At 65.7% G+C, this 10,016-nt stretch carries 13 protein-coding genes and 1 pseudogene; 4 read left to right on the forward strand and 10 right to left on the reverse strand.

Translation table 11 applies throughout. From position 1 onward, the window contains the following. Together ACNFOC_RS44105 and ACNFOC_RS44110 are read right to left on the reverse strand one after the other, a co-directional pair. Positions 1-216, reverse strand: a 216-nt coding sequence (locus tag ACNFOC_RS44105; protein ID WP_416964640.1) for a DUF397 domain-containing protein, incomplete at its 3' end; no start/stop codon positions are given. Next, complete coding sequence (locus tag ACNFOC_RS44110; protein WP_416964641.1) at positions 188-1,051, reverse strand: helix-turn-helix domain-containing protein; 864 nt, start codon at positions 1,049-1,051, stop codon at positions 188-190. The genes ACNFOC_RS44110 and ACNFOC_RS44105, both read right to left, overlap by 29 nt. A 112-nt stretch (positions 1,052-1,163) precedes the next feature. Here ACNFOC_RS44110 and ACNFOC_RS44115 point away from each other — a divergent pair, with 112 nt between their 5' ends. Beyond that, the gene (locus ACNFOC_RS44115) at positions 1,164-1,349 is read left to right on the forward strand and encodes a hypothetical protein (RefSeq protein ID WP_384159357.1); all 186 of its coding nucleotides are present in this window, start codon (positions 1,164-1,166) and stop codon (positions 1,347-1,349) included. After that, positions 1,346-1,723 (forward strand): ATP-binding protein, encoded by a 378-nt coding sequence (locus ACNFOC_RS44120; protein ID WP_416964642.1) that lies wholly within the window; start codon positions 1,346-1,348, stop codon positions 1,721-1,723. The genes ACNFOC_RS44115 and ACNFOC_RS44120 overlap by 4 nt, the downstream gene beginning before the upstream one ends. Positions 1,724-1,735: 12 nt before the next feature. Here the strand turns inward: ACNFOC_RS44120 and ACNFOC_RS44125 are convergent, their stop codons facing one another. From ACNFOC_RS44125 to ACNFOC_RS44135, 3 genes are all read right to left on the reverse strand, one after another. Then, the gene (locus tag ACNFOC_RS44125) at positions 1,736-2,302 is read right to left on the reverse strand and encodes a DUF6817 domain-containing protein (protein WP_416964643.1); all 567 of its coding nucleotides are present in this window, start codon (positions 2,300-2,302) and stop codon (positions 1,736-1,738) included. A 195-nt stretch (positions 2,303-2,497) separates the two neighbouring features. Continuing rightward, a complete protein-coding gene (locus ACNFOC_RS44130) occupies positions 2,498-2,947 on the reverse strand; it encodes a peptidase inhibitor family I36 protein (protein ID WP_416964644.1) in 450 nt (149 codons plus the stop codon). 93 nt (positions 2,948-3,040) lie between these two features. Further along, entirely contained in the window at positions 3,041-4,021 is a 981-nt protein-coding gene (locus ACNFOC_RS44135) for an AraC-like ligand-binding domain-containing protein (RefSeq protein ID WP_416964645.1), read from the reverse strand. Positions 4,022-4,414: 393 nt separating this feature from the next. Between ACNFOC_RS44135 and ACNFOC_RS44140 the strand changes: the two genes are divergently transcribed. Next, positions 4,415-4,624, forward strand: a complete 210-nt coding sequence (locus ACNFOC_RS44140) for a hypothetical protein (protein WP_416964646.1) — start codon at positions 4,415-4,417, stop codon at positions 4,622-4,624. 301 nt (positions 4,625-4,925) lie between these two features. Continuing rightward, complete coding sequence (locus tag ACNFOC_RS44145; protein WP_416964647.1) at positions 4,926-5,300, forward strand: hypothetical protein; 375 nt, start codon at positions 4,926-4,928, stop codon at positions 5,298-5,300. Between the two features lie 96 nt (positions 5,301-5,396). Here ACNFOC_RS44145 and ACNFOC_RS44150 read toward each other — a convergent pair whose 3' ends face one another. From ACNFOC_RS44150 to ACNFOC_RS44170, 5 genes and pseudogenes are all read right to left on the reverse strand, one after another. Then, entirely contained in the window at positions 5,397-5,750 is a 354-nt protein-coding gene (locus tag ACNFOC_RS44150) for an Imm50 family immunity protein (protein ID WP_416964648.1), read from the reverse strand. After that, positions 5,740-6,237 (reverse strand): Imm50 family immunity protein, encoded by a 498-nt coding sequence (locus ACNFOC_RS44155; protein WP_416964650.1) that lies wholly within the window; start codon positions 6,235-6,237, stop codon positions 5,740-5,742. The genes ACNFOC_RS44150 and ACNFOC_RS44155 overlap by 11 nt, the downstream gene beginning before the upstream one ends. Then, positions 6,227-6,298: a hypothetical protein gene (locus tag ACNFOC_RS44160; protein ID WP_416964651.1), complete on the reverse strand. Its 72-nt coding sequence runs from the start codon at positions 6,296-6,298 to the stop codon at positions 6,227-6,229. The genes ACNFOC_RS44155 and ACNFOC_RS44160 overlap by 11 nt, the downstream gene beginning before the upstream one ends. 110 nt (positions 6,299-6,408) lie before the next feature. Next, positions 6,409-6,801 carry an Imm50 family immunity protein gene (locus ACNFOC_RS44165; protein WP_416964649.1) on the reverse strand — a complete coding sequence of 131 codons (393 nt, stop codon included), beginning with the start codon at positions 6,799-6,801 and terminating at the stop codon, positions 6,409-6,411. A gap of 26 nt (positions 6,802-6,827) precedes the next feature. Next, a pseudogene (locus ACNFOC_RS44170) lies at positions 6,828-9,887 on the reverse strand (HNH/endonuclease VII fold putative polymorphic toxin); the annotation flags it as partial. Positions 9,888-10,016: the final 129 nt, after the last annotated feature.

Here is a 10,016-nt window from a genome sequence, read left to right on the forward strand (position 1 = left end):
GTGGGGGGCCTTTGAGTCGCGGACGGGGACGAGGCCGGGGAGGTTGTGGGCGACCTCTACGCAGTTACCGCCGCTCTCGTTGCTGTAGCTCGACTTGCGCCAGAGGGCGGCGCCGGGGAAGTCGCTGGCGATCTCGACGCAGTGGCCGCCGTCGCCATTGCTGTAGCTGCTCTTGAACCAGAGCCCGTCACTCAAGTCGATCTGGGTGTTTGCCATTTCGGTAGTCCTCTGCTGCTTGCTCGATGAGCCTCAGGGACGCCTCGGGCGGGAGTGCGGCGGCCCTGAGCCGACCGTACGCCTTCGAGTACTGGCTCACGAGCGCCGGATCATCGATCAACTGGCCGCTGTACATCCCCTCCGTGTACATGAGCGGCGGGGCATCAGCAAAGGTCAGGAACCTAGTCGTGCCCATCATGAAGGGATGTGCCCCTGAGTTCCGCAGGAGGATCTGCGGAATGGATCGGCGGTGCTTACGCGCCACCTCTGCGATATGGGCGAGCTGTTCGGCCATATCACCCGGTGGGAGGATCGGGTTCCTGAGGATCTCCTCGTGGAGTACCAGCCAGCTCTCGGGAGCCTCTTGGTCCTCGAAGAGCCAGGCACGCTTGCGCCGAGCCTCGATCTTCGCCGTCACCGACTCTTCAGAGTCCGTCGGGTGCACTGCCAGGACAACGGCCCTGATGTATGTCGGCAGTTGGAGAGGTCCGGGGATCAGGGACGGGTCCCACTCCTCGATCTCTCTCGCGTGCCCCTCCAACTCCAGGACATCAGCGAAGTACTCGGCGTTGGCACCCTGCCGCGCCTTCCGCACATCCTCACAGTGCCGCTCGAAGAACCCGTCCGTCCCCAACACCCGGTCCGCGTGCTGGGCTAGATCTAGCGGGATCCGCCGCTCACCGTGCTCGATGTCGCTGAGGTACGTCTTGCTGTAGAAGATGCCCTTGAGGAATGCCTCCAACGACAGCCCTGCCTCCTCCCGCTTCCACCGCAACTCCTTGCCGTAGAAGCTCGGAACGCTCATCGAGCCGTCGATCTCCTTGCCCCGTGCCACCACTTGCCCTCCTCCGCAGCCCCGGTCGCGAACGCGAAACCTCTTTTACGGTAGCCAGCGGAACGCCAGTCTGTGAGGAGTTCGTCACAGAGCGCACAGGAGGCACCCGTTCATGTCCACCCCCTACGACACAACCCTCTGCGTGGAGGAACTCCGCGACGCCCTCGCCCTGCACGACATCACTCTCCCTTCCCTCGGCGTGGACATCCTGACCGCCGGCCTCGTCGCGCTCGGGAACTGCAACACCGCCACCGCCCGCGAACTCGCCGCAGCTCTCCGCAAGGCGGCCGAACGGTGACCCTCGAACTCCGCCTGCTGGCCACCCCCAAGGCCGTACCGGAACTGCGCCACCACCTCCGCCACCACACCTACGACGTCCGCCTCTGCGCAACGGAGTTGGTGACGAACGTGATCGACCACGTCGGCGAGGGAACGCCGGTGACCGTCAGAGTCCTGGGCACGGATGACGGCCACACGCGTATCGAGGTCACCGATCCGGATCCGAGGGCGTTGCCGTTGCTGCTTCGGGCGACCGCGACGGACGAACACGGCCGGGGGATGGCGCTACTTGACGCGTTGGCGCTGAGGTGGGGTGTGGAGCAGGGGGCGGATCGGAAGACGGTGTGGTGCGAGCTGGACGGACTCAACAGCCTTGCCGAAAGCGGCTGTTGAAGCGATCCGCGCTCAACCCAGTTGCCGGGTCACGGCCTCGCGGGCGGCGGGGGAGAGCAGGGTGCCCGCGCGGGTGAGGAGGGCGTGCAGGCCTGGGCCGTAGCGCTCGGCCAGTTCCGTGTTGTGTGCCAGTACGTCCAGTTCGTTCGCGGCCGTGATGTCGAAGAACGCCCGCAACTGGTCGGGCGGCGGATTGGTCTCCCGGCCGGTGAAGCGATCCCGGAACGCGAACGTCGTGGTGCCGTCGACGCGTGGGTAGACCGCGCCGCGGTCGCAGCCGGCGTAGAGGTAGACCAGCGCCTCCGCCCGTTCACCGATCAGCTCGACGAGCGTGGCCCGGTCGGCGACGGGCAGGAGCGCCGGTGCGAAGCCGTCGGTCCCGTACGTCGCGTGGCAGAGCCCCGCGGTCTGGACGACGGCACCCGCTCCCCAGTCCGCCAACAGGCCCTGAACACGGCCCAGATGGGCCAGCAACGTGCCACCGGGATGCGGCATCCGGTCAGCTCCCTGGTCGTGCAGGAATGCCTCGATCGCGGCCCTTCCTTTGCCCGTCAGGTGCTGCTGCTCGGCTGATGCCATGGCTGGGGGTCCTCTCGCGGTGGTCAACGCCTTACGCCAGCGGTTCGCCGACACCCGGGTCACCCTGCCTGACGTCCTTGCGCCGAGCCCGCTCCTCAGTCGTCAGCCCACGGTCATCGGGATACCTCATCTTCCCGACACAGCGCAGCTGACGACAGCCGTCACGACCCACGTATCCCGCGCCACCAAAGATCTCTAGAGATCATCCGGGTAGATCATCCCGTCCACCTTGTTGGCGCCCGACCAGTCGTCCCCCACGTTGTAGCCCGGGTAGAGGTCACCGACGGGGATCCCGACAACGCCGTGGATGTCGAGGAACCTGACCGGGATGGTGGTCTGGTTCACGGCGGAATGGACGTTGTTCTCCCACAACACTGCCTTGGTTTCGCTGTTGAACCACGACGTCCATTCGCCGTGCGTGATGCTGCCGCCGTAGCCGCGGCCGCTACCGGTGTAGTTGTGACCCGTCCAGATGCACAGGAAGTATTGCGGACAGGCGGCACGACCTTGGCCTACGGAGATCTCGACCGGCCAGCCGCGGTGTGGGGTGGAGGCCGCTGGAGCGGCGGACGCCGAGGTTGTCAGACCGGCGCCCGCGAGTGACAGCGAGGCGAGAGTGACTGCGATGATCTTACGGAATTGCATTGCTCTCCCAGTGCGGTGAGTTTTGTCGTTGCCTTCTCAGTAGAGGCTGCACCCCGCATCTGGACCCGTCATTACACGTCAGCGCACCGTTCTTTAGTCTGCGCGCACTGTCGTGGACTGCTCGCGGTACTGGCGTGGTGAGAGGCCGTAGGCGTGGCGGAAGGCCTGGCTGAAATGCGCGGGGCTGGTGAAGCCCCAGCGGGCCGCGATCGCGTGGATCGGGCGGGCGACGAGCTGGGAGTCGGAGAGGTCGCGTCGGCATTGTTCCAGGCGGCGTTCGCGTATCCGGCCCGCGACGGTGTGCCCTTCCTGCTGGAACAGTTTGTGCAGGTAGCGCAGGGAGATGTGGTGGGCTGCGGCGATCGCATCCGGGGTGAGACTCGGGTCACCAAGGTTGTCCCGAATGAAGGCGTGGATCCGGGCCACCAGTGCACACCGCCGGGTATCGGGCGGCACCGCGCTGCGGATGTCCAGGGCGTCGGCGAGCGCCGTGGTGAGCACGTTGAGGGTGAGGGCGGACAGCCGGGCGGTTTCGGCGGGGCTGAGTTCATGCAGGTGCCGGGCGAGGTGGATCAGGAACTGTGACGACAGTGCGCCTATGCCCCGGTCGCCCGGAATGCGCATGGCACTCACCTGCCGCAGGTCCCGGTGAGGCAAGGCCAGCAGCGAGCGGGGGAAGCGCAGGAGCAGCAGTTGGCTGACCGGTATGTCCGGGTCGAACTCGCCCACGTACGGGCGAGAAGTGTCGAACAGGATCAGGTCACCGACCCTCTGCTCCGCGCGCAGGCCGTCCTGCGTGATCACACCCCCTCCGCGCAACATGCAGCCCACCTTGAACACTTCGGGGTCGGCCTGGCGAATGAGCTTGGGCGTGCGATGCACCGCATGTGGCATCGTCGTCATCAGCGTCGCCTGCAGGGCGCCGAACTCGCTGATACCGACCTGCGCCCGGAAGTCGCGCTCGGCCTCTCGGTCGCAGCGCAGGTCGTAGGGCACCCACAGCTTCGAGTTCACCTCGCGCCAGTAGGCGAACCGCTCCCCGACCGACACCTCGGCGGTACTGACCACGTCCATAGCGCGAGTGTTCTCGCGGAGCACTCCAAGCAGCACTCACGAACAAGCCGAACACGACTTGTCACCGCCGCCGTACTGAGTGCGGTCGGAACTCGAGGACGGCACCGACCAGGAGCCGTCTGCCGAGAAGGCGTTCGGCGGGTCGCCCGGCCGGCTGGACGACGAGAAACAGGCACGTCAGGGTCCCGCGATGTCGACCAGGCGCCGATGGAGGGTACCGGGGTGAGTGGCGCGGTGCCCGGCGGCGGCTCTTCTGCTTGCCCTTGGCGAGCTGGTCGACGCGCGGGGCGGACAGGCCGATTTTCCCGGCGGCCTTGGCGAGGATGAGCTTTTGGCGCAGGACGACGATGCCACATTCCGAGTACGGCGCCCTGCCGGACTGCCTTGGCCTGGGTGAGCGGTGCGGCGATCGCCGTGGTGAGGGCGTCCTGGAAGTCCCGGGCCGCCCGCGACGCGGCCGACCACGGCCCCGACCGGCCCGCCGACGAAGCCGACTTCCACCCCGGTCTCGGCGCCATTGCCCGCGCAGGCGAGGCCGCCCGCCGGGCTGGTGCCGTCGTGGATGGCCGTCGGGGTCCGCTCGGTGCTGACGCCGCCTCGTAGATGTCGTAGATGTCGTAGACCTCGTAGGCGACGGGTGGCGGCGATCAGCAGCCTGCCGTCGACCTTCCAGATCGATGGTTCCGTGCGGCGCCCATGGCTTGTCCAAGGTGATGTGCTCAAGGTTCGCAACCCTGCTGTGCTGTGCTGTGCTGTGCTGTGCTCGGCTGCGGCAGCAGGTCGATCTTGGTTTCACGCTGTTGAAGATCTCTAGCAGCGGCTTCATCAGCCTGTAAGGCCGACTGCCCAACTGACGTGGGACGGGGGCGGGATGCTCGGGGCACCGAACTCGTATGATCTCGCGGTGAAGATCTGGGCGGAGCACCCTGCCAGGGGCGAGGTCGAAGCGGTCGTTCGCGGCTGCTTCAGCCTGCTCTGGGCCGGGAGGAGTCCTGAGGCCGAACAGCTCATCGATCACCACCCGGTCCGGCATGTGCTCAAGTCGCTGTGGGCCGGTTCCGTCGAAGCGGGTGCCGATGAGAACGAGGCGAGCGGCAGCCCTGCTGCCGACGAGTGGGAGAAGGACCTGTCCTGGCTCGGCGAACTCGGTCTCGCGGACTTCCACTGGGGCCACACCGGCAGCAATCTCTACGTCGAGATCACCTACCGTGCGCAGGTGATCGAGGTGGCATTGGGCTTCCGGGTCAGGCCCACCGACGCCGGCTGGGTTCTCACGTGACCGTTCACCCTCTGGTAGGGCACGGGAAAGAGCAGCACGATCGTGGTGTCAGCCGTCGATGGGTGTGTGGTGCGAGCTGTCACTTCACAGGGTGTCTTAGGCGTGGTAACCGCGTGTCTTGGTCAGGCGGACTGCTGACGCCTGGAATCTGACCCCGGATGTGTCGGTCCCGAGCACAACCTTGACCGATCCGTCCTCCTGGGCGGTCAGGTTGACTTCGCGGGCCTCGGCGGGGCCCCACCCGGTGACTCGTAGCCCTGCGATATCCACGAAGACGAGGTAGTACTCGAAAGCGTTGAACCCCTTTCCCTCCCACTCGGCGGGCGGGTTCGAGGGGAGACTTCTTGTGTCGAACCCAAGGGTCGCCGAGTTTTCTCGTTCATCGATATGCAGATAGAAGAGATCACTTGATTCCGGCAAGGTGAGGAGTTGCAACCAGTCAGCGCTCATAGAAGGTCTTCTCATCCATTGCGGGAAGGCGGTTGTGACGCAAGGAATCAATCTTGCTCGTGAAGAGATGCCGCTCGTCGTCCGATCCGTCCGCCTGTTTCCTGAAGGCACTCACATGGCCGACGGTGATGGAGTCGCTGCAGTCGAATTCGAGTTTCACTCCGCGGCCATCGGCCCGTACCCGCATACGTCGTCCTGTGCCATGGGGGACCATCTCGATTCCGGCCGTGGCCGGCGGGTCCCACTCGGTCAGGGAGATGGTGTCCACGGCCAGGAACCGGAACTGGCATTGAACCGTGTCCATGTGCTCGTCGATCCACTCCTGCGGTGCGGAGTCGGGGAACCGGGGCAGGTCGACGCGGAGCGTCACGCTGGGCCCACGCCAGTTCAGGTTGATCGAACGGATCCTGACCTCGCTCAGGTCCGGGACCTTCCCGTAGAGCGACCGCAGTACCTCCCGATTCACGAGAAAAGCGTCAACGGTCATAGCGATAGTGCTCCTCGCAGCCGGGGATCTGACCATTGCGGGTGTCTTCGTAGGGCCGCACATGGAGGTGTGGGGGCTGGTAACCAGGCTCACCGGGATTCTGATGTCCTTGACCATGGAGGTCGCGTCTTCAGGTAAGGGTGCGATTGACGGGCGTGGATATTTCGCTTCCTACCCGGGGGTGTTGAGATATGCGGTTACTTTTGTAATTACAGCCGTGCTGGCGACAGCTCTCACGTCGGATCCAGGTGCGGAGATGTGAATCTGTACACCCGTATTTTCCTCGATAGAAATGGTTGCCGTCATGTCGGTGGAGAAGCCGTTCAATTGAACCTCTCGCAGACCGCTAAAGGTGATTTCGATTTGCACGGTGTTGAAACCCTGGGCCGACCACTTTCGGGGAGGGTGTTCAGGGTAGGAGGGGAGATCGAGGCGTACTCGCAACGCCGGGCCGTCTCTGTGAAGGCATACCTCGTGTACATGCACGTCGAAAAGTTCCGGTGGTGAACCCTGGTAGACGGCGGTAATCCCCTCGGGGTTCTGTACTAGCGACGTCCATGTCATGTCGTCATGTCTTTCTTCTCTTTTCCCTAGTATTCATAGTGTTGCGCAGTCCCGGGAACCTTACCGGTCCGCGGGTTCTCCCATGGGCGAACATTGAAGTGACTGTCTTGGTTTCCGACCCCACCTTCCCCGAAATCGTGTCCGTGTGCGTGGTCCTGAATAATTACCTTACTGCCGTCACCGCGCGTGAACACGTACTCCCGCGTCATTACCGGTTTGTTGGCGTCGTCCATAACCTGTTGCCCAGTCCGGTCGGTCATGGGCACCTTGCGGATCTCGTCCGGATGCTGCGACATGGGAATATTCAGATCGCGCTTCGCCTTGCGGAAGGCGTCGTTCCGACTTTCTGCGGTTACGTGCGATACCTGCTCGTCTTTGCACGCCTTGGGTGCAAGGCCGAGTGGATCGCTCCATGTATGCGGGTTGGTTACGTAGGCGGCCGGGTTGGGTGCCGGTGAGAGTCCGAGGGGGTCCGGGGAAAGGTAGCGAGCGGTCTCGGGGTCGTAGTGCCGGAAGTAGTTGTAATGCAGCCCCGTCTCGGGGTCGAAGTACTGCCCCGGGAAGCGGAGTGGTGTGTAGGCGGTGCTGTCCGCTGCCCAGGCTGTTGTGCCCCAGAGGGTGCTGCGGGTGTGCCAGGCGATGTCACCCTGTTCGTCGATGAGTTCGGTGGGGGTGCCCACCAGGTCGGTGACGATGGCGAAGAAGCGGGAGTCGATCTCCTGTTGAGGGGCGTCCGCGGCTGCGATGCGTTCTGTCTGGGCTATGGGGCTCAGGCCCTGGTGGTCCCAGGTGAGGATCACCGGGTTGGGGAGGTCCCGGGACGTGGTGGTCTGTTCGCACAGGGTGGTGCCGTCCCACGTGAACACCACGCGCTCCACGACCGTTTCGCCGTCGGTGGCCAAGCGTGACTTCGACGTGCGGCGGCCGAGCGCGTCGTAGGTGTATCCCCATCGCGTGCCGTCCGGTGTCGTCACCGACGTCAGGCGATCCTCCGCGTCCCACTCGTAGCGCCATGTGTCCGGCCTCCGGGACAGGCGGGTCTTCTGGCGCAGGGTGATGCGGCCGAGGGCGTCGTGTTCGTAGCGGACGCTCCCGGCGCGGGTGATGCGGGTGCCGGTGTAGGCGCGGTTGCCCGTCGCCTCCTGGCCCGGGTGCCCCGTCGGCCAGTGTGCTCGCGTCTGGTTGCCCGCCTCGTCGTACGCGTACGTCTCGGTCCAGTTCGCCGCGTGGACCGCCGTTACGCGGCCTGCCGCGTCCAGGTCGAAGCGGCGGGTGCCGGAGATTCGGTCCTCGATCGCGGTCAGGTTGCCGTCGGCTCGGTAGGTGTAGGCGCGGTGCTGGAGGGAGCGGCCGGCTGAGCCTGTCACCGACTGGGTCGTCAGGCGGCCTACCGCGTCGAAGGTGTGCTCCAGGGTGAGCAACTCGCCCACCTGGCGGGCAAGTTCGCGGCCGACCTCGTCGTACGTGAAGTCGATGGAACGACCCGAGGCCGTCATGCCGGTGCGGTGTCCGGTGGCGTCGTACGACCAGGTCGTGGTCGCGCCCGTCGGGGTCGTACGGCCGGTGCGGCGGCCGAACTCGTCGTACGTGTACGTCAGTTCACGGCCATCGACCGTCTCCGAGCGGACTCGGCCGTGGCGGTCGCGCAGGATCGTGAGGGTGGTGTCGGGGCCCGTTGCCTGGGCCAGGCCGTCTGTCATGTCGTAGGCGTACGTGGTGACTTGGCCGGCCGCGTTCTTGCGGGTCACCTGGCCCAGCGTGTTGCGCTCGAACTCGATCGTCTCGCCGAGGGTGTTCGTGCAGGTGGTCAGGTGGCCCGTCGCGTCGAGGGTGTAGGTGAGGGTGCGGTCGTCGAAGTCCGTCTCCGTGATCAGGCGGCCGGCCGCGTCGTAGTCGTAACTCCACGTCAGGCCTTGTGGGTTGGTGACCCGGCTGAGGTTCAGCTCGGTGTCGTGGGTGAACTCGTGGCGCACTCCGTCCGGGCCTGTGCGGGACGTCAACAGGTCGAAGTGCGTGTACTCGAAGTGGGAGACACCGCCCAACGGGTCGGTGTGGGTGGTGCAGTTGCCCTCGCCGTCGTAGGTCCAGGACTCCGTCGTGCCGTCCGGTGCCGTGCGGCGGGACAGGTGGCCCTCGGTCGTCCACTCCAGGTGGGTCCTCGCACCCAGGGCGTCGGTGAATGTGACAGGCTGGCCGAAACTGTCACGTTCGTAGCGAGTGACCCCGCCGAGCGGGTCGGTGATCTCCAGCGGAAGGCCGGTGCGGTCGCACTGGACGGTCGTGGCTCGGCCCAGCGGGTCGGTCACCTTCGTGAGGTGGCCCGAATCGTCGTAGGCGAAGTGCGTGGTGTGGCCGGTCGGGGCGGTCACCGATGTGCGGTTGCCGCGGTCGTCGTACGTCTGGCGGAACACCGTGCCGTCCGGGTTCACCAGCCTTACCGGCAGGCCGAGTTCGTTGTACTCGGCCCTCGACTCGCGCCCGTCGGGGCGGGTGACCGTGAGCAGGTTGCCGGTCTCGTCGTAGTGGAAGGCGGTGGTGTGGCCGAGCGGGTCGGTTTGGGACAGGAGTCGGTTGTGGCGGTCGCGTCGGTAGTGGGTGACCGATCCCGTCTCGTCGATCTCGGCTGTCACCTGCGCGCGGTCGTTGACCAGGTAACGGGCCGTGTGGCCCAGCGAGTTGGTGATGGCGGTGACCCGGTGTCCTGTCTCCGGGTCGGTCGTGTCGTAGGTGAAGGTGGAGTTCAGGTGGCCTGCGACGCCCGACTGGGAGGTGCAGCGGTCCTCGTCGTCGTAGGTGTAGTCGAAGCGGCTGTCGTTGGTGTCCGTCCAGGACGTGATGCGGCCGTGTTCGTCGCAGGCGAAGCGCAACGGGCGTCCCGATGAGTCGGTCACCTCGGTGAGGTGGCCGTCGGTGTAGCCGTAGCGGAGGATCTCCTGGGCCGAGCCGTCGCTCACCGCGCCGGTCAGATTCAGGGCGGTGATTCGCCCTTCCTCGGTGGTGAACTTCAGCTCGTAGCCGCCGCTGTGGGCGATGCCGAGCGGGGTGCCGTCCGCGTCGTACGCGAAGGTGATCCAGTTGCCGTTGCGGTAGGCCGGTCTCGCCGCTCGGCGGCATGTCAAAAACCGCTTCGACCTGGAGCGCGTCTATGTCGAACCCATGCTCAAGGAGTATGCGCGGCTGCTCGGCAGGGCTCCTCAACCCTCTGCTCTTCGCCA

This window comes from Streptomyces colwelliae (assembly GCF_048158785.1).
GTDB lineage: Bacteria > Actinomycetota > Actinomycetes > Streptomycetales > Streptomycetaceae > Streptomyces.

Bases quoted from the DNA above. Each gene is read 5' to 3' on its own strand.
- ACNFOC_RS44150 (WP_416964648.1), bottom strand. From the start codon at position 5,750: ATGAGCGCTGACTGGTTGCAACTCCTCACCTTGCCGGAATCAAGTGAT.
- ACNFOC_RS44165 (WP_416964649.1), bottom strand. From the start codon at position 6,801: ATGACATGGACGTCGCTAGTACAGAACCCCGAGGGGATTACCGCCGTC.
- ACNFOC_RS44155 (WP_416964650.1), bottom strand. From the start codon at position 6,237: ATGACCGTTGACGCTTTTCTCGTGAATCGGGAGGTACTGCGGTCGCTC.
- ACNFOC_RS44130 (WP_416964644.1), bottom strand. From the start codon at position 2,947: ATGCAATTCCGTAAGATCATCGCAGTCACTCTCGCCTCGCTGTCACTC.
- ACNFOC_RS44135 (WP_416964645.1), bottom strand. From the start codon at position 4,021: ATGGACGTGGTCAGTACCGCCGAGGTGTCGGTCGGGGAGCGGTTCGCC.
- ACNFOC_RS44115 (WP_384159357.1), top strand. From the start codon at position 1,164: ATGTCCACCCCCTACGACACAACCCTCTGCGTGGAGGAACTCCGCGAC.
- ACNFOC_RS44125 (WP_416964643.1), bottom strand. From the start codon at position 2,302: ATGGCATCAGCCGAGCAGCAGCACCTGACGGGCAAAGGAAGGGCCGCG.